The organism is Flagellimonas pacifica, assembly GCF_900215465.1.
Taxonomy (GTDB): domain Bacteria; phylum Bacteroidota; class Bacteroidia; order Flavobacteriales; family Flavobacteriaceae; genus Flagellimonas; species Flagellimonas pacifica.
This window is the reverse complement of the sequence record NZ_OBEH01000001.1, coordinates 1,279,647-1,302,111: the sequence shown is the minus strand read 5'-3', so window position 1 is coordinate 1,302,111 and position 22,465 is coordinate 1,279,647. Positions and strand designations below refer to the sequence as shown.

15 protein-coding genes are annotated in these 22,465 nt (G+C 37.4%); 2 read left to right on the top strand and 13 right to left on the bottom strand.

The features are described from left to right. Positions 1-82 precede the first annotated feature (82 nt). On the top strand, positions 83-544 hold the full coding sequence (locus CRO15_RS05680) for an Lrp/AsnC family transcriptional regulator (protein ID WP_097044776.1): 462 nt from the start codon (positions 83-85) through the stop codon (positions 542-544). Between the two features lie 321 nt (positions 545-865). Here the strand turns inward: CRO15_RS05680 and CRO15_RS19720 are convergent, their stop codons facing one another. Further along, the gene (locus CRO15_RS19720; protein ID WP_165769920.1) at positions 866-1,099 is read right to left on the bottom strand and encodes a hypothetical protein; all 234 of its coding nucleotides are present in this window, start codon (positions 1,097-1,099) and stop codon (positions 866-868) included. A gap of 58 nt (positions 1,100-1,157) precedes the next feature. Between CRO15_RS19720 and CRO15_RS19715 the strand changes: the two genes are divergently transcribed. After that, on the top strand, positions 1,158-1,604 hold the full coding sequence (locus CRO15_RS19715) for a hypothetical protein (protein ID WP_165769919.1): 447 nt from the start codon (positions 1,158-1,160) through the stop codon (positions 1,602-1,604). 270 nt (positions 1,605-1,874) lie between these two features. Here CRO15_RS19715 and CRO15_RS05670 read toward each other — a convergent pair whose 3' ends face one another. From CRO15_RS05670 to CRO15_RS05615, 12 genes are all read right to left on the bottom strand, one after another. Continuing rightward, positions 1,875-2,669: an endonuclease/exonuclease/phosphatase family protein gene (locus CRO15_RS05670; protein ID WP_097044866.1), complete on the bottom strand. Its 795-nt coding sequence runs from the start codon at positions 2,667-2,669 to the stop codon at positions 1,875-1,877. A 5-nt stretch (positions 2,670-2,674) separates the two neighbouring features. Beyond that, on the bottom strand, positions 2,675-5,767 hold the full coding sequence (locus CRO15_RS05665) for a DUF5107 domain-containing protein (protein ID WP_165769918.1): 3,093 nt from the start codon (positions 5,765-5,767) through the stop codon (positions 2,675-2,677). Positions 5,768-5,780: 13 nt separating this feature from the next. Next, complete coding sequence (locus tag CRO15_RS05660; protein ID WP_207763820.1) at positions 5,781-9,002, bottom strand: VCBS repeat-containing protein; 3,222 nt, start codon at positions 9,000-9,002, stop codon at positions 5,781-5,783. 177 nt (positions 9,003-9,179) lie between these two features. Then, positions 9,180-10,760, bottom strand: coding sequence for a SusD/RagB family nutrient-binding outer membrane lipoprotein (locus tag CRO15_RS05655; RefSeq protein ID WP_097044865.1), 1,581 nt, complete (start codon positions 10,758-10,760; stop codon positions 9,180-9,182). Positions 10,761-10,769: 9 nt separating this feature from the next. Next, complete coding sequence (locus tag CRO15_RS05650) at positions 10,770-14,021, bottom strand: SusC/RagA family TonB-linked outer membrane protein (RefSeq protein ID WP_165769917.1); 3,252 nt, start codon at positions 14,019-14,021, stop codon at positions 10,770-10,772. A 246-nt stretch (positions 14,022-14,267) separates the two neighbouring features. After that, positions 14,268-15,299, bottom strand: a complete 1,032-nt coding sequence (locus CRO15_RS05645) for a FecR family protein (protein WP_097044771.1) — start codon at positions 15,297-15,299, stop codon at positions 14,268-14,270. Between the two features lie 242 nt (positions 15,300-15,541). After that, positions 15,542-16,177 carry an RNA polymerase sigma factor gene (locus CRO15_RS05640; RefSeq protein ID WP_165769916.1) on the bottom strand — a complete coding sequence of 212 codons (636 nt, stop codon included), beginning with the start codon at positions 16,175-16,177 and terminating at the stop codon, positions 15,542-15,544. Between the two features lie 326 nt (positions 16,178-16,503). Beyond that, the gene (locus CRO15_RS05635) at positions 16,504-17,271 is read right to left on the bottom strand and encodes an endonuclease/exonuclease/phosphatase family protein (protein ID WP_243396909.1); all 768 of its coding nucleotides are present in this window, start codon (positions 17,269-17,271) and stop codon (positions 16,504-16,506) included. A 96-nt stretch (positions 17,272-17,367) separates the two neighbouring features. Further along, positions 17,368-18,432: a dipeptidase gene (locus CRO15_RS05630; protein WP_097044768.1), complete on the bottom strand. Its 1,065-nt coding sequence runs from the start codon at positions 18,430-18,432 to the stop codon at positions 17,368-17,370. Between the two features lie 42 nt (positions 18,433-18,474). Continuing rightward, complete coding sequence (locus CRO15_RS05625) at positions 18,475-18,942, bottom strand: RidA family protein (protein ID WP_097044767.1); 468 nt, start codon at positions 18,940-18,942, stop codon at positions 18,475-18,477. Positions 18,943-18,951: 9 nt separating this feature from the next. Further along, the gene (locus CRO15_RS05620) at positions 18,952-20,265 is read right to left on the bottom strand and encodes a gluconate:H+ symporter (RefSeq protein ID WP_097044766.1); all 1,314 of its coding nucleotides are present in this window, start codon (positions 20,263-20,265) and stop codon (positions 18,952-18,954) included. Between the two features lie 147 nt (positions 20,266-20,412). After that, positions 20,413-22,458 (bottom strand): DUF2231 domain-containing protein, encoded by a 2,046-nt coding sequence (locus CRO15_RS05615; protein ID WP_097044765.1) that lies wholly within the window; start codon positions 22,456-22,458, stop codon positions 20,413-20,415. Between the last annotated feature and the right edge of the window lie 7 nt (positions 22,459-22,465).

Sequence of the window (22,465 nt, the reverse complement as noted above, 5' to 3'; positions counted from 1 at the left end):
TTTATCTGCATTTTGTTTGAAAAAAGGTCAATCCACTTTTTACACACTGCAATCTAACGTTTAAAAGTAAATTTGTCTGACCATGGAAAAAATAGATGAAATTGACCTTAAAATCCTTAGAATTTTACAAGAGGATTCAAAAAAAACAACCAAGGAAATTGCAACCAGCTTAATGCTAACCCCCTCTCCCGTTTATGAACGGATAAGACAACTTGAGAAAAAGGGGTATATAAAGAAATATGTTGCCCTTTTGGACAAAAAACGGCTTGATATTCCCATAACTGCGGTTTGCATGGTATCCTTACGCTATCACAATGAAGGGTTTATAGATAAATTTGATCTGCAAATAAAAAAACTAAAAGAAGTACAGGAATGTTATCACATGGCCGGAAAAGTGGATTTTTTCTTGAAAATCAATGTTACCAGTCTTGATGAATATCATGAATTTGTAAGGTCAAAATTATCCAAGATCGAAAACATTGGTGTTTTGGAAAGTTACTTTGTGCTCAAAGAAATTAAGAGTACCACTGAATATTACTTTTAAAAAAATGTAATTAAAACAATACCCTCAATCTTAAGTTGGGTTATCTTTTTCAAGCCGTAAGAAAGCTGAAAATTTCACTCATAATATCTCAAGGTTTAGCCCCTTTTGGCAAATATTCCCTAGTAGCATTAAAACTAAATGGATAGTCATTGATGACAGCTTTGTGTCCAAAATCATCTTCCGTGGGGCAACATGTTGTTTCCTATCAGTATCTCTAATAATTCAAATCATATTTTTCTAAAAAAAATCATCAAAAAAAATAGGGTGCTCTTAAAGTTACCTGTTGTTAAGACATAAATAAAATGTTAACCCTTATAAATCTTAATTTATGAAAAGAGCATCAAAATTAATGTCAATCATCATAATGGTGTCAGTTGTATTAACGGCATGCAACAAAAATGATGATAGCCTTCCTGTACAATCTTCCAGTTTAAGCGCTATAAAATACAGTGCTAAAAAATTGGAGGGAAAAGTAAACAATGCTTTTAGCAGTAAAGATGCCACGGTACTTCCCAAAAATGCATCAGTTACGTTTAAAATTTCCAGAATCGACAAAGACAAGAAAAGTTTCACAAATTCTGAAAAGGATGGTTTCAAAATAAACTCCAAAGGGATGGTGTCAGCATCAAGAGACCATAAGCTAGTTGCCGGCACCTATGTACTTACAATTACTGCAACCACCAAAAAGGATAAAGGCACTTCAAAAAACACCACACTTACAATTGTTATTTCTGAAACTGTAACACCAATTGCCTCTATTAAGTATGAATCTGGAAATAAGCTGGAAGGAAAGCAAAAAGTAGCTTTGAACAGTAAAAATGCAATAATAGAACCAAAGAATGTTCCGATTAGTTTCACAATTGCAAAAATTTCAAAAGATAAAAAAGACTTTGAAAATCCGAAGAGCGGGGGTTTCAAGATAAATGGCAAAGGGGGCAAAATATCTCTTCCAAAAAATCATGTTTTAAAAGCTGGGACGTATGTACTCGAAGTTTTGGGAATTAACAAAAAAGATAAAAAGGACAAAAGAAAGATTCAGGTTACTGTTGTAATCAAATAGATATGGTTGATTGAACCAAGGAAACATTTGTTCACGAATCTATGGTAGATCAGTTGGAAGAGCATTTGCCCCCCAAGCTTCTCCTTTGGTCAATGATGATTGCGGGATAATTTGGAAGTTGAGGCCAATTAACCCAATACATCATATTGCAATTAAGCCCAGAAAAATCTGGGCTTAATTCTTTATTAATAACCTTAATCTAACTCCAATAAAACAAATAAAGTTCACGTACCATTTTAGTTTTGGTTAATCCATAATAATTTCACCAAATCACTCATCCAATAGCTCAAGGGTAACCAAATAAGCGCAATGATCAGACGCATAAGTGTCAGCAATGACTTTTTTGTCCACCACACGCCATCTGTTCTTTGGATAGAACATCACGTAATCTATCTTCACCTTTGGATTATCTGAAGGAAAAGTAGGTTCCGGATTTTCTTTATCGTAGGTAGCTTGCCACATTTCCTCCAAGATATTGATTGGACCACTACCAGGTTTTGCATTTAAATCTCCCACAAGTATTGTTGGGTATTTATTCAAGGAAAAGACCTTGTTAATTTTTTGGGCTTGAATTTCCCTTCCTTCGTTAGTTTCATGTGCAAAATGTGTTCCTATAAACGCAATGGTGTCTTTTGAAGGCAGCTCGGCAACAATTTCAATAGCTGCTCTAGGTTCTTGTCCATCCAAATATGGTAGGGCTACATTTCTGGTACTCAAAAATGAATACTTAGACAATGCTCCCTCTCCATATTCTCCTCCATCGTAGTACATTGCCCTCGCAAAAATGGGAGCCATTTTTGTTCTCCAACCCAACTCCGTCACCAAATCAAGTTTTTTAGATCTGTTTACCTTATAGTCTACTTCTTGCATGGCAACGAAATCTGGATTTGCCTCGTTAATGAGCTTTGCAAGTGCATCTAAGTTAAAATCACCTTTCGTTGTCCTTCCTCCCAAAATGTTGAACGATAAAACTTTTACTATCTTTTTATTTTCAGTTTTGGTTTGGGAATACAAGGGAAAGAAGGTTAACCCCAAGAATATACTAACCGCTATTTTACATTTCATTTGTTTCATCGACCTATACAATACTTTAAGATTTCCAGCATTCTTGAATCAACCTTTTCCGAAGCTTTAACAGATTCTGTTTCTTTGTTGTAAAGTGCCCATATCAAAGCTGCATTCGAATTTTCCTTGACCCTTTTCTCAATTTTAGGCACTAAAATATCCTTATCCTTTTTTCTTCCCAATTTATCAAGCGCCAAAAGTGTAAAAAGGGTATTTACCCCTGTAACATTGCTCCCTTTATGGTTTACCACATTCTCCAAATATGCTTTCGCTTCATTTGGTTTGCCCATACTCTCAGAACATATTCCCAACAAGTAATTCGACAAACGCTCATCTGGATTATAAGGTGTTCCTATTCCCAAATTTTCTGGCCATTTTTTTGAAGCTTCAAGCAAACCAATGGCTTTTCCAAATTGATTTTTATCCATATACCGTTTTGCTAAATAAATGTGTGCAGCATTGTATATACTTTTACTTTCAGAGGCGTGTTCAAATGGAAGGATATTCAACCCGTCCAACACAGAAATTGCTTTGGAATAGCTACTTGTGGAGACCAAAGATTTGGCATAACTAAGGCCAACATTGTAATTGCCCGGAAACTTCTTGACCGCTTTTTTACCAAGTGATGTTGCCTCCTCGTTTTTACCATTTTCCAAATAAAACAAGATAAGATCATCCCAGTTTTTCCAATAATTATTGTTCAACTCCAGAGCCGTGTCATAATCCTTCAACTTGCTCTCATAAGAGGCACTGTCCAAAGTTTTAGCCCTGAATTTATAAAAAGCATCATTATCCGGAGTATCTCCGCACTGTTCCAACAATTCTTTGGCTTTATCTTTTAACCCAACCGCTAAATAATTCTGAGCCAAGTAGTATTTAAACTTCCAATCATTATTTATGGAAACGGCCCACTCCAAAACAGGTATACTTTCTCTTCTATATGGAAAAACAAAATTTGGTGATGTTTGTGCCAGTTGATTAATTAATGTAATACTTTTTTTAGCATCTTTCCCTTTTGAAGCGTATGCCAAAAATAGTTTGGATTTACTATCCTCAGAATTTAAACCCAACAATTCCATAGCTGTTTCATCTTGTCCCAAATTTAGATAGGTCAAGGCAAGTTCCAATATAGTCTCATTGCCAAATTCATTATGAATATTGTCCAAAATAGCAGCTGTGGCCCCATTTTTAAAATGTATTTCCTCAAAAGATGCGAAATGGTTTATTCGGCTAATTTTTAAGACTTTGTCAAGCTGTTTATTAAATGTATCAGCTTTGTTCCACTTTCTGTAAGCCACCAATAACACCTGTCTTGCATTTAAATTATAAGTATTAAACGCCAACGCTTTTTTAGCATATGTCGCTGCTTTTTTCAAGTTATTTTCATGCAAATAGATTTCGGCCATTTGCGCGTAGGCAACAGAACGGTATTGAATTGACCTAGCCGCCCAACCCAAAGATTCAATAGCGTTAAGTGCATCACCTTGTGCCCAATAAGCAATTCCTGCCATGTAATTGGCTCCAGGGTTATACGTATCCAATTGCAATACGGTATTGACATGCTCTAAAGCTTTGTTATACCGTGTTTTTATAAATTCAGCTTCAGCTAAAAGAATCAAAGCTCTGGAATGGGATGGGTTTAATGCCAATAATGCGGATAGTTTTTCATTTGCCAGATTATATTCACGGTATTTCATGGCTTCGGAAGCTTCATGGAACAATTTTTCTACTTCGGACGCTTTAATCTCTGGATCATACACAAAATCTCTTTTGAGCAAGGTTTTATTCACCGAAGTATACTGAAGCTTATCCGCTCCCAAAAACACTTCCAAGGTGTCTGAATCTTTACAATTGAAGGTTTTTTCAAAGACCTGCATCGGCTTCATTTGAAGATTTTCTGTAGAAACTTCTTCTCCATTTATAAGAATCTGCAGCATTTCATCAAAGGCTTGTAGCGCATTAATTCCCAAAGTGGCGTTATCTCCCTTACGCTCAATATTAAGCACTCCATATTCAGACGCTGCCTCCATGCCACCAATCTGTTTTATTGGAAACCAGAGTTCTTGCCATGTATCCATCACATGTGGTTCAAAATTAGCTTGAGAAACTGGATTTTCTGCTCCAGGAAAATATTGATTGAACAATCGCCCGGCCTGAAATTCAATATACTGCCCATCTGTATCCGTCAGCAAATCTTCCCAAATACCTCCCGATCTAGATAACGCCCATAACCATAACTTTTGCCCTGGCATTTCTTCATAGGGTGACAAGTGTCCAAAACCAACATTACTATCATGATAGTATCCTCCAAAATAGTTTTTGTAATCCCCAACTATATGGTAAGATTTTGAAGGGCCAAAATTATTGTTCTCATACATGGCCAGATTTCTTCCTTTATCATCAATAGGCCATTTTTTCCATGTCCCGTCGTGCTCCAAATAGCCATTCCCCGGAATAAAAAATTCTAAATCATTTGTAGCTGGTGCAGCTCCTGTCATCCAATTGTAATACGATTGATTTAAAGGCGTTCCGTTATACCACGACGCATTGGTTTCAAAATAGGCCTTATCCTTTTCAAGTCTTATCTCCACCTGCCAATATGTTCTGGACGGTAAATCCAAATTTCCCACAACACAACTCACACTTCCATCCTTGTTCTCCATAATTTTATAGTCGACAGGAGTGGCGGTTGATGGGTGATGCCCTATTATTCCAAAGTTAAATTCGATTCCTCCCGAAGTCCAAGGCCCACGCATAGAGATGTTCCTAAACTTGACCACTTCGTTCCTGTACAAAAATTCATTGCCTGTGCTTTTCTCAATAGCTCCCCATACCTTACCTCCTATTTCGGGCAACACATAAACTTCTATATATTCGTTCTCCAATTTGACGACCTTCCATCCTTTTTTTTGCGAAGTATGAGAGTATCCCTCAAACTTGAAATAGGGGAATATTTTTGGGTTTTCCGTAAGAATCGGAACCGGATTGGGAGTACCAAAACCATAAGTGTCCAATTGTTGTATTTCTTCGCTCACCGTAGCTTTCTGGGCCATTACACCCAGTGATACAAGTAAGAGAAGTGCTGTGATTTTTTTCATGACTTCATTATTTTTAGTCGGATTTCTCAGATTTTGCTCTGTACAACAAAACGGGTTTGTTGTTTCTTGCAAAAAGTAACATTGGTTTTTCAGACTTACCATTGATCAATTGCATATCCCTTACCTCACCTTCAATATCAAGTCCGCTTATCTCATTTTCAACGGATTCAAACTCACCTTTACCATTGCCCAAAAGCACTAAACCTTTGTTGGCATCATAACGTCCATATTTTACGCGTGTTCCATAAAAATTTCCTGCGAGAATAAGGTCTAGATTTCCATCTTGGTTAAGATCCTCAACCAAAATCGCATAGATTGGCGAAAATTGTGCCTGGACAGGAAGTGATACAATCTTAAATTGGCCGTTACCCAAATTCTCCAAATAACTTGTAGCAAAGTTATTGGCTTCTAAAGTGTATGCATCTTCCAATTCATCTGCAGAAAACAAATCTGTAATCTTTTGGTTGGCATAATCTGAATAGTTAACATACTTATTCTTTAATCCATTTAATTGCCCAACCAGATCATCTTTTGAGAATACAGGATAGCTTTCTCCCATTAAATAGGAACATAGAATGGGATCAATTGCTCCATTGTCATCGAAATCCTTGGCATACATCCGAACTGGCTCATCAACAGAGGCCTTTAGCTGCGAGTTCCAACCAAAATTGCCCAGTATATAATCCAAGTCTCCATCATTATCAAAGTCTCCCTCTACAATTTTGTTCCACCATCCTTTTATGTTTTCGCCAACTACAGGATTAGCGCTTTCCACCAATTTCCCTTCATTGTTCACGAAAAACCGTATAGCCATAAACTCTCCAACCAAAATCAAATCTTTGATTGAATCTCCATTAAAATCTGTCCAAATTGCATCAGTAACCATTCCCGGTTGAACCAAATCCACATTAACCTCATCGGTTACATCTTTAAAATTACCCCTTCCATCATTCTCAAGCACATAGCTTCTAGGCGCCATAGGATATTTTCCAGGCGTGGATCTTCCACCTACAAAAAGGTCTTCATCTCCATCTTGATCATAGTCGTATGATTTTACACAGGAACCATTGGCATACATTTTTGGCAAAGAGGATTCCATTTTACTGAAGCTACCGCTATTATTTATGTATAATCTATCTTGAAGTTCAGGCGCACCTTCTTCAAATTCATGACCGCCACTAACTACGTAAAGGTCCAAATCATTATCCCCATCCGCATCAAAAAAGTGTGCATCTACGTCTTCTGAATTAATGTCTTGCTCCAAAAAACTACTTTTTAAAGCAGCAAAATTTCCATTTTTTCCTTGCTGGAACAAACTTCCCGAAAATCCTTTGGCTCCTCCAATGAAAATGTCTTCAAGTTCATCAGAGTTAATGTCTCCTTGAGTCAATTTTGGTCCTTGTGTAGACAGCATGTGAGGAATAAGCGATTCTCTTTTAAAATCGACAAACTTGTTTTCTTTATGCTTGAAGGTTAGCAAGCTATCTGAAGTTATATCTTCATAAAATAGCTTAGAAACATTCTCTTTAGTAATCTTGGGTGAAGTTGCATTTTTTTGTTCTAGAACCAAGGTTTGATTTGCTTGGACATCATTTTCGATTGTCACATTACCATCTGGCCATATAACCTTAAGCTCATCTACCTGTGCGCTGTTTTCCAGACCAAATATTAACGAAGGGTCTACTGAAGATTGAAAACCCCTAGACGGGTATAATTCTTGATATTGTTGTTCCTTCCCAATTTTAACAATTGCTTTGGTTCCGATTGCGAACGTATTTTTTTCTTTTCCTTTAAATTGAATTTTAAGGTAGTTGAGATTGCCAAGCTCACTATTATTGCGGTATATGAAAGCTTCTTCGTCTGTATTGTTGACTATGATATCGAAGTCTCCATCATTATCCAAATCGGCATAGGCAGCACCGTTTGACAACGACTTCTCTCCTAGACCCCAATCATTTGTAGTTTTATTAAAGGTTAAATCTCCTTTATTCTCATATGCATAATTTTCTTCAATGGTTGAGGGAATATTTTCAAGTAAATCCTTTATAGCCGTTTCAACTCCAGAATCCATTTCTTCAAGCCGTTTTTGAACAGCGAAATTCATAAAATCCATATTAGTGTAGTCCCGTTTAACACCATTGGTAATAAATATATCCTTATAACCATCATTGTTGAAATCGACAAAGAGTGGTGCCCAACTCCAATCTGTTGCATGTATCCCTGCCAATTGTCCAATCTCTGCAAATGAATTTCCTTTGTTTAAATGCAGCATGTTCCTCATATATTGGTGATGGAAGTCAGAGTTTACCAAAAACTGGTGCTTATCATAATTATCTGGACCTGAAACCATTTTCTGCCTAAAATTCCCTTCAGGAAGCATATCCAGAGTAATAATATCTGGCCTGCCATCATTGTTAATATCGGAAATATCAGAACCCATGGAAAAATGGGAAGTATGGCCTATAAATTCCTTTAAACTTTCAGTAAAAGTACCATCACCATTGTTCAGGTATAAAAAATCATGCTCATGAAAATCATTTGATACATAAATATCCGGCCAATCATCACCATTAATATCACTTACGGACACACTTAATCCGAAGCCTAACACACTGGATATTATTCCGGCATCTCTGCTTACATCCACAAACTTGCCATTATCATTTCGGTACAAACGGTCTGCATAGTCTGGATGTACTTTTTGCCTTAGGGTTTTTGAGGTGTTTTTAAAACTAGAATAGGGTTGAACAGAATGATTTAAAACAAACACATCCAAATCTCCATCCCGGTCATAGTCAAAAAAATTGCCCTGCGTAGAATATCCTAGGTCATCCAATCCGTATTCAGCTGATTTTTCTGTGAACGTAAGGTCACCATTATTAATGAACAATAGGTTTTTTCTTTTTTCACTATCCTTGGCAGCCGATCTGCACACATATATATCCAAAAAACCATCTCCATTCACATCGGCCATTGAAGTACCAGTGTTCCAACGTCCTTCAGCAAATACTCCTGCATCTTTTGCAATTTCCTTGAACTTAAAATCTCCTTTGTTCAAATATAAACGACTACCTACCATACTTCCTGTAAAGTAAAGGTCTTGCAATCCATCATTATTGATGTCGCCAACGGCAACCCCTCCTCCATTATATATATTACCATAAGTGAGAATATTGAACTCATCAGTTTCTACTACCAAGTTTTTAAACTTGACCCCTGTATGGCTCGAGGGCATTTTAGAAAACAGCTTACTTGAGTCTATTTTTTGACATGAATTTATAAGTAGCAGCATGCAGCAAGCTATACAGATTTTGTAGTTGCTATTCATATTTTAGCTTAGGTTTGGATGTGACTTGAAATTACTATTAAAAAAACCTGTGGGGTTAGCCACAGGTTTTCTTTTGTTTCCCCTTTAGAAATTAGGTCCTCCGGTATCCCACCAGAGTCGTGTTCCTATTTCATCTGGGCCACCTAACTTAGTAGTTGCATCAGCAACGCCTGTGGGATTATTTTCCCGCTCGCTGTTGATGAATGTCATTCTTCTTAAAAAGTCATCTGCCGCAATAACTCCCCAATCCGAATTACTATCATTTTGGTAATTAAACGGAAGCTTTGGATAATCTGTTCTACGATGGTCTACCCAAGGTTCCATAGAATCCGTATAAGCAGCAATCCATTTTTGGGTAATGATCTTCTCCAATTTGGTTTCATTATCAGCTCCTTCATCCCAAGCAACAGTATTTGTGATCCTATTAGTAAAGGCATTAACACCTGCAGCTGCTTTAGGATCTGTATAATCCCATGGTATGCTGGTATTGTCGGCTAAGTAATCATCAACACCACCTGCTCCCCATAACTCAAAAGAGGTACGGACTCCTGTTTCGTAATGCGTGCCAGCATCTCCTGCATTGGCCCAACCCCTAAGGGCTGCTTCAGCTAAAAGGAAATGAACTTCATCAGCACTCATTAATTTACGCTCAGTTACCGCAGCAGGGTCGTTAAAAGACAGGTCAATAGTAGAGTAACTCAATCGGTCATCCTTGGCACCTAAATTTGCCCCATTACGAATTCCCTTATATGGAAAACCTGGATGATCTGCCACTACTGCATCATCAGTTACCGGATCAAAAAAGGCACTGACTCTTGGGTCTTGGTATCCACCTAAAATAGATTCCATAGATGCACTCATACGAGTATCATTCCACTCAAAACAAATTACTGCCGGGTGATACTTTCTACCATAATTGGAAATATTGAAATTCTCAGCATTGGTCAGAATAAGCCCAGCCGTATCTGCAATGGCTTTTTCCCCTTCCGCTTGAGCCTTTGCCGGATCTACTTTTGAAATTCTAATGGCTAAACGAAGTCTCAAAGAATTTGCAAATTTAGCCCACATGGCAATATCTCCACCATAACTGGCATCAAAAGCTTTAAAACCACCAAAGTCTGTATTTGCTTTTAGAACACCAATTATACGATCCAAATCTGAGAAAAACGCATTATAAAGCGCTTGTTCACTATCATACGCTCCAGATTTCCCCAAACCGTATTCAGTATAGACTACAGGTCCTTGGTAAACCGTTAAACGATGCATAGAAATAACCTTGATTAAATTGGCCAATTCAATAAACACATCGTTGCCTTCCTCTTGAGCGGCTATATCGATAACCTGATTGGCTGGAGCCATTACATTGTTGTACTGTACGGTCCAATATCTGTTCCAACGCAAGTAATACGTTGTATTGTTCACTCCACCCACAAACGGTGTTGGAGTAGCCAAATGCCGAGCATAGGAATCATTGGTCAAATTATGGTCAATCTGAATTCCATAAAGGTTTGACAGTAAACCTGGAAAGAAAGCACCAATATTATTAAAATCCTGTTTTAGTGATTCATCAGAAATCTCATATGGATTGGTATTGGTCTCTTCAAAGTCGCTGGTACAAGCACCTAGTGCCAACACCATTGATAATACATATATATACTTCTTCATATCCATTTTTTAAAAAGTTACTTTAAGGTTCAATCCATAGTTCCGTGTAGACGGCAGATTAAAGTTATCTAGCCCTACAGAATTTCTATCGGTACTCATAGCTAATTCTGGATCAAATGGTGCATCTTTTTTCAAAAAGAACAAGTTGTTACCGATAAAGGCTATAGATGCTGATTGTATAAATGGCATGTTCAATTTAGCCAAATCAATATCATATGCCAAAGACAACTGTGCCAATCTAATGTTTGTTCTATCGTACACATAAGCCTCTCCAACACCATTACGGTCTCCAATGAAACGGAACCATTGTTCTGGATCCACACTGGTAACCGCGGCTCCGGATGATTCTACAACACCGTTTACCGCAACACTTCCGGCATCACGTGCATCTGCAGTTCTTTGTGAAACCCCAGCACCATCTAACATGGACTCTGTTTGACTGAATACATTTCCACCGAACACCCCATTAATCAAGGCACTGGCACTCCATCTTTTATAAGAGATTGTATTGTTCCAACCTAACGTGAAGTCTGGATCAAGGTTACCTATCAACTCTCTTTCTTGAGTTCTTAATGGGTTTCCATTATCATCAAATAGTATTCTTCCTTGATCATCTCTTCTAAATTTCAACACATATAAATCATTAAATCTTCCTCCTTCGACCAATCTAGAGCTATAGCCCTCAGAAGACCCTAGGTTTACAACCCTTGCATCATCTGGCCCTATATCCACAATTTCACTTCTATTTCTGGTAAAGTTAAATGCGGTATTCCACTCCAAGTTATCATTTTTAACCGGAGATCCGTTAAGCGAAATTTCAACTCCTTTGTTCACAATTTCACCGGCGTTGATAAACTTACGGGTATATCTACCTTCAGATTCTGGATCAGAAGCATCTAAAGCAACTGGAATAAACTGGTCTTCACTCTTGATATTATAATAGGTGAAATCTATTCCAAGCCTATTTCCAAAGAAGCGCCAATCAGCACCGAACTCCGTACTTGTGATAATTTCAGGTTTTGCATCAGTAAAAGGCTTCGTAGTATTTCTAGTCAAGCTTCCAACTGGATCTGATATACTATTTTGAGGGTTAATTCGGTTAAAAGGCACCTCGTTGGCCACCTGGGTTCTGGAAATCCTGAATTTTCCAAAGCTAATGGCTTCTGGCATGTCAAACATTTCACTAACAATTGCCGTTAAACCAACTGATGGATAAAAGTAAGAGTCATTTCCTGTAAGTGCCAAAGTTGAAGCCCAATCATTTCTTCCTCCAAGATCTAAAAATAACATCTCTTTATATCCCAATGTGGCATTGGCAAATAAACCTTGCTTTTCTATTACACCATTGGTTACTGATTGAACAGGTGTTTGCGTCAGATCCAAATTCTGGAAATTGAATTCATTTGGGTAGATTAGGCCATTACCACTACTTCGAGTAACCCTAACCCCGTCTCCATAATCAGTTTCAGTATAACTACCTCCAACAAGTGCGGTAAGACTAAAGTCATCGGACAAATCAGAATCATAGGTCAAGATTGCATCCGTATAGACCAAACGATCTTCATATTTGTGATACTCCCATGAACCATTCTCATTAACATTAGTAGGATTGGAAGTTGCAGCATGTCTTTGTTCCCGTGTAACATTCCCATAATCATAGTTACCCCTAACCTGAAGGTTAAGTGCATCCATAATCTGATAGTTCAAGGTCAAATTTGCAATTACCCTTCTATTCTTCTGCTCCCTAGGTTGATTATGAATAATCCAATACGGATTGGACTGGTGGTGATCATTCACAAACCAGTTCTGCGCAAAAAGATTACGCGTATCATCAAATATTTGATAGTTGTTCTTAGTATCTGCGAAATCCCTATTTCTTGGAAAGAAGTAAAGACCGGTTAGAGGATTGAGGTAATACCCAGAAGGCAATCTATTCTCAGAATTCTCTATAGACAAGATAATATTTGAGCTTACAGTCAACTTATCATTTAATAGTTTGGTAGACTGTTTAAAAGAAGCGTTGTTTCTAGCATACGTGTTTTCAGGAGTAATACCAGTTGCCGAAGTATTAGAATACGAAAAATAGGCCGTAGTCTTATCATTTCCGCCACTTATGGAAAGTGAATTAATAAAGTTGGCTCCTGTTGAAAAGAAATCATCTACATAATCGCTAGCATAATTCCCTGGGGTAGTGTCCCAACTTTCTTTAGCTTCTCCAATAGCACCATACTTGAATTGTAAATCTGGTGTTTCAATGATACTTTCAAAAGTAACACCTGAGTTAAGGGAAACCGTAGTTTTACCAGCTTGTCCTTCTTTGGTAGTAATCAGTACAACCCCATTGGCACCAGCACTACCGTAAAGAAGAGCTGCATTTGCCCCTCTCAAAATACTTATACTCGCTATATCATCCGGGTTCAATGCTGATATTCCATCTCCAGAATCGGTACCACCCCACATACCAGGCTGACCACCTCTATTGTTTGCCAAAGGAATACCGTCAATTACAAATAGTGGAGTACTGTCACCACTTAACGATTTGTTACCCCTTAATACAATCTTGGTAGATCCACCAGCTCCAGAGCTACTTTTCTTTATTTCTACACCTGCAGTTTTACCATTTATACTATTAAGGAAGTTTACATCCCTTGTTTTGGTAATCTCATCTGCACTAACCGTCTGTTGTGCATACGTCAAAGTCTTTTCTTCTCTTTTAATACCCAAAGCTGTCACAACTACTTCTCCCAACTGTTCTGCATCTTCCGCCAAAACTACATTGATAGACGACTGACTGCCCACGGCTACTTCTTTAGAAGTAAATCCTAACGAAGAAAACACCAAGACTGCTCCATCTGAAACATTGATACTGTAATATCCGTCAAAATCCGTTGAGGCACCATTAGCAGTACCCTTTTCCACAACATTGACACCAGGTAAAGGCGACCCGGCACTATCGGTAACCGTTCCTGTTATTGTTTGTTGTACTATTTTTTCAGTTATTTCAGGTGCTTCTTTTTCAAGTCTAGGAGTAACAGCAATAGTACTGTTCATCCTTTTAAAATTCAAAGAAGATTCTCTACTTATTAACTCTAATAATTCATACACAGAATGTGAACCCTGCGCTATAAGTAGTTTTGCTTTCCTGTTAACATCTTTCTCATCATAATTGAATTTGAAAGCTGATTGGTTCTCGATTTCTTCAAAGACATCCAACACCTTTACTTGTCGAATGGAACTCCACTCAAGGTAGATGTCTTTCATACTTTGCGTATACCCCTCATTTGCCATTGCAAAATAGCAGAATACTAGTTGCAAAATAAATATCCTAGAGAGCATAGCTATTGTTTTAGATAGTTTAAATTTCATACTTTTACATCGGTTTAGTTGATAATTTTAATTGAACTTTTGATGATAAGTTTGTTTCCATCGAAAGTGCCATTTTCGTTGGAGCAAACTTATTTTTTACGGGTAGTTTTTCATTTTCATTTGTTTAAGTTTTAAGAGTTATTAGTTAAAAAAAATTGTTACTTTCCTTTCATTTTCTTCATCTATCCTAAAGGAGAACTTTTCAACAAAAGCTATTCGTTCCAAAACATTCTCCAGACTTTCACTAGGGAATTCACCAGTATAGTTGATACGCCTGTTTAAATTGCGCACAGTAATGTCAACATCATACCAATTTTCTAAAGATTCCTCTATTTCATCAAAATCAGCTGCCTTAAAAACCAGTATCCTTTTAGTCCATTTATAAAAATCCATATCTCCATAAGAAGAAATATCCAATTTCCCCTCCATCGTATCATAGGTAGCTTTTCCGCCAGAACTATCAATTATTTCAATATTGTCATCTAACGTAGCTGTAGATACGGAAATCTTTCCCGTAACCAAACCAACTTCAACTTTCTTTCCCTTATTGGCTTTTATATTGAATGAAGTTCCCAATGCCTGGGTCAACAAACCATTGGAATTAACCATAAAGGGTTTTGTTGAATCTTTTTTTACTTGAAAAAATGCCTCTCCTTCCAAAAAAATCTCACGTTTGCCAACAAATTTTGAAGCATACATGACTTTACTGTTGTTGTTAAGAAATATCGTGGATCCATCCGGCAATGTTATTCTGGATTTCTGTCCTTTATGATTCTCTTTTACAACATACTTAATAGGAATTGCAGATGGTTGAATTTCTGTAGATGTCAACGTACTATGGCCAAAGGCCATAGCTACCATCAACAATCCACAAGCTGCAACCTGAAATGCAATAGTATTTAGATTTATTTTCTTAACCTTGGAGGTCATTTTTCGCTTTCCCAAAATGGATTTCAAAATCTCTCCTTGCTCTTTTTGGTCAACTTCATCACCTGAATGAAACTTCAACGACAAAACAATTTCTTTTGCTGCTAATACCGTTGTCTTTTTAGAAGGGTTTGCAGCCAGCCATTTTTTCCAGAAAAAATGAGAGGCCGGGTTTGGCTTTAAAACCCAATTTCTAAATTCAGGGTCTGCCAGAAAATCTTCCAATTCATATTCGTGATAATCCATAGGTATGGCCTCTATATATTAGTATGACATCAAAAATTGATAAATGACATCAAAAAAAATTGAGTTTCTTCAAATAAATTGTTGGTGTTGTTAATATTTGCACCATTATTCTACATTAAAAATAGAAGATTGATAATGTCATGTATGGGATTACCAATAATCATTCAATTTAAATATGTAAGACTGAAAGTAAGGCAAATACAATATCAAGCAATAATTACATTGTTGTATACAAAATCTTCCTATTCAAGAATTTCAACTTGCTTCCTTAATTCTGTAAGAGACCTATAAATTAAGTTTCTGGCTGCGCGGACACTGGAAAACCCCATAACATCCTTAATTTGGATATAAGAAAGTCCATTGTAATAGAAATAATAAATAGCCTCTCTTTGTCTTCGGGTAAGTTTGTTTAAAGACTCTTGCATCATCTCAATTTGCTCTTGGCGAAACTGCCTGCTAATCAAGACACTTTCATGGGAAGGGGTCAGAATAAATCCATGTGAACCAGAAGAAAAGTTCATGGTCATACTTTTCTTTCGTTTCTTTTGCTCTGTAATAATCCTGTTCCTGTAGCACTTTATGAGGAAGGCTTTTACTGAAATCACCTTATGCAATTTGCTCCTTTTCTTTCTAATATTTATGAAGGTTTCCTGTAAGGTGTCCTTTAACAAATCAGTATCTCCAGAAAATTGTCTCCCTAAATTATATAGAACCTGAAAATAGTGATTATAAATCTTGATAAACGCAGATTCACTGCCATCACAAAATAATTTCCATTCCATTGTAGGGTCAAAATCAACTGAGTTTAATCTATTGCCCAAATCACTTTTTGCATCATTTTTATTATAGTCCAATAAAGCTTCGGGAAACGATGCCATCATCAATAATGTTAATTATTTGTCAACAATATATAAAAAAATTATTTGGGTTTTGATATTATCACAGATTTGTGTATTTCTTTCAAAGATTAATACCTCTAAAAAATGCTTGATAAGATTCATAAAAAGACAAAAACCGTTTAATGATAGATTTCATTCTCTAATAGAAGAAGAATTCTGAACCTTCTAAAAACAATTACGGAAAACAGGTAAAGAAAAAACACACTATCCAACATTAATTTTAAATCTTGGACCAGTTAAAAGTTTTTGGTTTTTATAACATTTTTAGAACCAATTGTTTTCTGCAAAGTTCAAGTAGTCGCCAATTAATTAGAAAATCCAAGCTCTACATATACAGGAAAATGATCGGAAGGATATCTACAAGATTGAGAATCACTTAAAATGCCACTTTTGTGTACTATTAAATTATTCTGAGATATAAAAATGTAGTCTATTCTCCGTGTTACAGGTTGGGTAAAATTAAATCCATTGAAAGTACCCTCGGGTCCAAAAGCATTTTTGCCAGCCACAAAATGAGAATCTCCTAAAGCACTTGCCATCAATTGAATTCCATCACTACTGCTCTCAAGGTTGAAATCTCCCATTACAATTACAGGCAAGTTCTCCGAATTCAATTCTTTTATTTTGTCTAGAATCAATGAGGCGCTTTGTGTCCGAGCCTTTTCTCCAACATGATCAAAGTGGGTATTAAAAACATAAAATTTCTTTCCTTCTTTGATTGTTTTGAACAGTCCATAAGTACAAATTCTGGGCAATGCCGCATCCCATCCTTTGGATGGTTTTTCTGGTGTTGGGGACAACCAAAAAGTATCCTCTTTTAATAACTCAAACTGTTTCTTGTCATAAAAAATTGCTGTAAACTCCCCTCTTTCATCTCCATAATCCCGTCCAACTCCAAAAAATGAATAATTGCTTAAGCCTTTTTCAATATCTTTTAGTTGGTGCACAAGCCCTTCTTGGGTTCCAAAAATAGCCGGCGCATAAAAATTGAGTTGGGAAATCAGGAAATCTTTACGATGTTCCCAACTGTTCAAACTATCCTTGGGGTTATCGTATCTAATATTGTAGGACATAACATCCAATGTTTGTCCGTTCATAAAACAAACACAACAAATTAGAGCGACAATAAAAACTTTTCTTTTCATTTTATCTGCTTTCTTCTTATTTTTTTAACTCCAAGTCCTCTCCAGGAAGTTTATGAAGTTAAGGTGCATAATATTCTCAATATCGTTTTTGGAATATCCTCTTTGAGCCAATAACGAGGGTACTTTTTGCAAATCGGCTATGGTATCCAAGTCATCCGGACTTTGCTCTTTGCCAAATGCACCGTCAAGATCGGTTCCTATGCCCACATATAATGAATTCCCCGCTAGTTGGCATATATGATCTATATTATCAACCATTTGATCAAGGGTGACCCCCATACCTTTCGGAGTTGATTTCCCTCTAACCCAATTTGGGACCATCATCCATGCATCCAGAGCGATTCCAATAACAGCTTTCCTGTTAATGAGTTCTTTAATCTGCTCATCGGCAAATTGCCTATTGTGATCTACAAACTTTCGACAATTGTTATGGCTTGCCCATACTGGACCATTGTATACATTCATAGTTTCCCAAAAACTCATATCGCACAAATGTGTAGCGTCTAAAATTAGATTGAGTTCTTCTATTTTTTTAAGGAGTTCTTTGCCTTTGTGACCAATTCCTCCGACCGAATCGGTACCATGAGCATATGTGCCTGGACCATAATGTGCTGGACCAATAGCTCTTAATCCGGTTTCATATGATTTTTCCAAATGCTCCATTGTAACGATTGAATCTGCTCCTTCAAGACTTAAAATGTATCCAATTGGCTTTTTGGCATCTTCATTCTTCCATAGTTCAAGGTGGTTCCTTAACTGATCTAGGTTTGTAATCTGCGCCATTTCACCAATTTCCTCCATAGCCTTATACCATGTCAATTGACCTTGAGTCTGGGCCCAAGCTTGATGTGGAGAATTCCAACCAGGAAGCTTACTTCCTTTCTTCACATAGCGAGCAATCTGCGTGGCAACACAAAGACCAATATTCCCTTTTTGCATTGCAGGTAAGGATACTGTGTTATTTCCCCTGTCTGGCTTGTCGGTCATTCCTTTTTCACTCTTTCTAATCTCCTCTACCGTCCAGGTTAAGTCCCTGTTCCATTCCAAGGCATTCATAGCCAAGTCCAAATGTGCATCAAAAATGAACATAGTATAATTTTGTTTGGTAAAAGCTGGGTTAATTCCCTTTAGTTATTGATGAAGTTCAAACATGGCTTCTACTTCAACAGGAATATTATCAGGCAACATCATCCCTACGGCGCTTCTTACCCCTATCCCATTTTCCTTACCAAACACATCTGCCATAAGCTCACTAAATCCATTTACAACATAAGGTTGTCTACCAAAGTCTGGGGTAGAATTGACCATCCCCAAAACTTTCACCACTCTTTTTATTTTATCCAAACTCCCAAAATGTGTTTGTATGGTCGAAAGCATTGTCAAACCTACTTGACGGGCAGCCAGTTTGGCCTGATCCTCATTCAAGTCGTCTCCTGCACGACCAATCATAAGGCTCCCATCCATTTTAATTGGACCTTGTCCTGAGATATATAAAAAATTATCAACTACCAGTAACGGTCTGTAAACTCCAACTGGTTTGGGTGCTGGAGGAAATTCCAATCCTAATTCTTTTATTCTTTCTGAAGGTAATTTATCCATTTCTTTAAATTATATAAATGCGTTTAGTGCAAGTACTCCCAATAATCCTATTACGCCAACCATAGTCTCCATAACCGTCCAGGTAGAGAGTGTTTCTTTGACGGAAAGGTTAAAATATTCTTTGAACATCCAAAAACCTGTATCATTTACATGGGATAGCATAAGACTTCCAGAGCCAATGGCCAATACCATAAGTTCCGTGTTCACTCCTGTTCCTGAAGCTAAAGGCAACACAATTCCAGCCGCTGTTAACCCGGCAACCGTAGCAGAACCAACACAAACTCGTATAGCTGTTGCAATCAGCCAAGCTAAAACCAATGGGGATATGCTTGAACCTTTCAACTGATCAGCAATGTAATTACTTACACCACTATCTACCAAAACCTCTTTTAAGGCACCAGCACCAGCAATAATCAATAGAATCATAGTAATACTAGACACAGAGACGGACAGAGAATCCATAACCTCTTTCATTTTCCTACCCCGGGAAAGCCCTAAGGTATAAATGGCAACCAAAACCGAAATCAACATGGCAATGACAGGATTACCCAAAAAGGTCAAAATATTTCTAAAGTTGCCTTCTCCCAAAAATTGCTCTGCAAATATTGCAACTCCTATTAACAATATGGGCAGCAAAGCACTTAACACACTTGCAGCCATACTTGGTAAATCTTCTTCTTTGATCACAACTGGGTTGTAAAATTCTTTTAGTGGCTTGGCCTCAATGTTTTTTATGGTGCGGGCAAATAAAGGACCTGCAATCACTATTGCCGGAATTGCTATGATAATTCCGTACAATAGGGTTTTTCCAATATTGGCATTGAACATGGCCGCAATAGCGGTTGGGGCGGGATGAGGTGGAAGATATCCATGTGTTACCGATAATGATGTGAGCATGGGCAAACCAACATACAGCAATGGCAACCTTGTAGACATTGCAATGGTAAATACCAAAGGAATCAATATTACAAAACCAACCGAATAAAACATAGGAATACCAACAATGAACCCAGTCAAGACCACGGCCCACTGCACATATTTAACCCCAAACCACGACACTAACTTTGTGGTAATCCGTTGGGCAGCACCGCTGTCAGCCACCAGTTTACCCAGCATGGCTCCTAAACCTAAAATAAGAACAAGAAAACCAAGAGTGTTCCCAATACCTGTTTGAATAGCTTTTACAAGAGCTTCTAAGTTCATGTTTTGGGATATCCCAACAAAAAGGCAGACGATTATAAAAGAAAGAAAAGCATTGAGCTTAAATTTTGCGATGAGAAGAAATAATAGGAGGATTCCAATTATTACAAAAACAATAGGCATAAATGTTTGAGTATTGGTTGCTCGTAAATGTAAGAATTCAATACTAAAAAATCATCAAGAAAAATGGGGTAAGTGTTGTCAAAAAAGACAAATATTGTGATGTTTCTTATTAAAGCTTCATTTTTTTATAAAAAATAAAATGCTTGTCTAATTAAAAACTAACTCGTCTAAAAAGATAAAACTGTTCCCACCTGGCACTGCATGCCAATCTGGGTTTTTTAATGGGCTTTCCACCAACAGTTTTACTTTTTTTAAAGCTATCGGGTCAAAATCAATATTATAGGCCTTCCGTTCAATAATAACAGAAGGTCGTTGTATAGGTAATTTAACGGTCTTGATTTTAGTAAAACTGTCACCATCCGTAGAACCCCAAACTGTGTAACCCACGGGAAAGAAAATCCAATTATTGGGTATGGAAAGACTTCCTACGGAAACATTTGATATCATAGTTTGATCCTTAAATTCAATGGTCGCCGTCATGTGCTCACTTTCAAACCCTAACCAATTCCCATCTACAAAATTTGTTGTCCCACGTTTCAAATCCATAAGCGTCTTTCCTCCCTTGCCTTTATACTTTGGGTGTGGAGATCGAGCTAACGAAACATTGGTTACCTCCACCCTACTTTTCAAAAAATCTCCAGTACTTACTTCACTCGGCTCCCATCCGTCCAATGTTGTATACGCCCTTAAAGTAGAAGTCTCCTTTAGATAAAAAGGTTTTGTGTATTCCTTCGGAACTGTGTCATTCTTTGAATTTTCAGTGATGTAGTATACTTTGGCACCGTCAAAATATTGTTCAATGGAAACCTCAACGGAATCTATAAAAATCTCTTTATCTGCCAAGATTGTTGGAGGTGACAAAGTACTTGATGCAAAAACACTATCCGCTACTTGACTTTGAACCATTACCGTGTTGTTTTGACTTTCAAACTTGGCAAGGGCCTCTTTGGACATCTTGGTCTGCCATACATACAAACTTTTTAGGTTTTCCAACTTTTTAAATACTTCCAGAGCCGAATCATCCAATTCTGTTCCATATAGATTTAGAGATTCCAAATATTCAAGGCTTTCCAAAATATTGACAAAGTCATTTGTAATTTGGGTTCGCTGTAGCTGGAGCTTGGTTAAGTGTTTAAACTTTTTGAGTTGCTTTCCCAACACGTTATCCAAGTTAGCGTAGCCCAAGTTCATCTCTACAATATTCTCTTTAAATTCTTTGAGCAACTCAAAATCTTCTTCAGTCAAGTCTTTGCGATGAGATAAATTCACTGACAGCAATGGCACCTCTTCAGAAAGCAATTGAGCCGAAATATTTTGTTTCGCAAGAGACACCAAATACTCAGCTGGAACCTCATCAACTTTTTCCGCAATCAAAGCGTGCAATGAAGTATCTTTTTCCAAGGATGCCAAAATACCATCCAGTTTATCATCAACCAGTAAATCTTTGGTGATGCAGTCAAAACAGTTTTCATTTTTCATCCACCATTCCAACAACAGCATTTCATCCGAGGTGAGCTGCACCTTTCCTTTGGGAGGCATATGTTCTTTTTCGGCAATTGGGAGGTATAGGCGATGCATCAACAATGAGGGCTTTCCGCCTTCTTCAGCATCTAAAAGCGAACCCGAATCTCCTCCTGTCAATAAATCGTTTTTGGAAGCGAGCAACAATCCGCCTTTTGCCTTACTACTATTATGACAACTGACGCACTTTTTTTGCAGAATTGGCTGAATAATTTCAGCATACACCTTAGCTTCATCCACATTTTCAATTATAGGTTCCGTATATTTTTCCTGAAACAGAAAATCCTCGCCATGTGTAAGGCTCCCTCCATAATGTCCGGTCAATGTCAACAGTACTAAAACCAATACAAAAGCGGGCAAATACACCTTTTGTGTCTTTGCATGGGTTGATTTCTTCAGAAAAAACAATAACAAAGCTCCTACGGCAAATGCAATGGCTATCCATTTATGCCTGGATAACAGTACTTCATCATATCCTCCATTCTCTCCCAAAAACCAGCCTGATGCAACAGAAAACAAAGCACTTAATGCTCCTATTCCCAAGGCAAATAAAATAGTCCCATTATCTTTTGGAGCTGGTTTTTTTGCATAGTAAAGCTCCATCAGGAATGCCAGAACCAAAATTCCAATGGGCAAGTGAACAAATAGTGGATGTAGATTACCTAATTGCATTGATATC

What these genes read in the sequence shown, in the direction of transcription:
- CRO15_RS05620 (WP_097044766.1), bottom strand. Translation starts at nt 20,265, where the DNA reads ATGCCTATTGTTTTTGTAATAATTGGAATCCTCCTATTATTTCTTCTC.
- CRO15_RS05670 (WP_097044866.1), bottom strand. Translation starts at nt 2,669, where the DNA reads ATGAAATGTAAAATAGCGGTTAGTATATTCTTGGGGTTAACCTTCTTT.
- CRO15_RS05645 (WP_097044771.1), bottom strand. Translation starts at nt 15,299, where the DNA reads ATGGATTATCACGAATATGAATTGGAAGATTTTCTGGCAGACCCTGAA.
- CRO15_RS05660 (WP_207763820.1), bottom strand. Translation starts at nt 9,002, where the DNA reads ATGCCCTCGAGCCATACAGGGGTCAAGTTTAAAAACTTGGTAGTAGAA.
- CRO15_RS05625 (WP_097044767.1), bottom strand. Translation starts at nt 18,942, where the DNA reads ATGGATAAATTACCTTCAGAAAGAATAAAAGAATTAGGATTGGAATTT.
- CRO15_RS05655 (WP_097044865.1), bottom strand. Translation starts at nt 10,760, where the DNA reads ATGAAGAAGTATATATATGTATTATCAATGGTGTTGGCACTAGGTGCT.
- CRO15_RS05635 (WP_243396909.1), bottom strand. Translation starts at nt 17,271, where the DNA reads ATGTCCTACAATATTAGATACGATAACCCCAAGGATAGTTTGAACAGT.
- CRO15_RS05665 (WP_165769918.1), bottom strand. Translation starts at nt 5,767, where the DNA reads ATGAAAAAAATCACAGCACTTCTCTTACTTGTATCACTGGGTGTAATG.
- CRO15_RS05680 (WP_097044776.1), top strand. Translation starts at nt 83, where the DNA reads ATGGAAAAAATAGATGAAATTGACCTTAAAATCCTTAGAATTTTACAA.
- CRO15_RS05640 (WP_165769916.1), bottom strand. Translation starts at nt 16,177, where the DNA reads ATGGCATCGTTTCCCGAAGCTTTATTGGACTATAATAAAAATGATGCA.
- CRO15_RS19715 (WP_165769919.1), top strand. Translation starts at nt 1,158, where the DNA reads ATGGTGTCAGCATCAAGAGACCATAAGCTAGTTGCCGGCACCTATGTA.
- CRO15_RS05650 (WP_165769917.1), bottom strand. Translation starts at nt 14,021, where the DNA reads ATGAAAGACATCTACCTTGAGTGGAGTTCCATTCGACAAGTAAAGGTG.
- CRO15_RS05615 (WP_097044765.1), bottom strand. Translation starts at nt 22,458, where the DNA reads ATGCAATTAGGTAATCTACATCCACTATTTGTTCACTTGCCCATTGGA.
- CRO15_RS05630 (WP_097044768.1), bottom strand. Translation starts at nt 18,432, where the DNA reads ATGTTCATTTTTGATGCACATTTGGACTTGGCTATGAATGCCTTGGAA.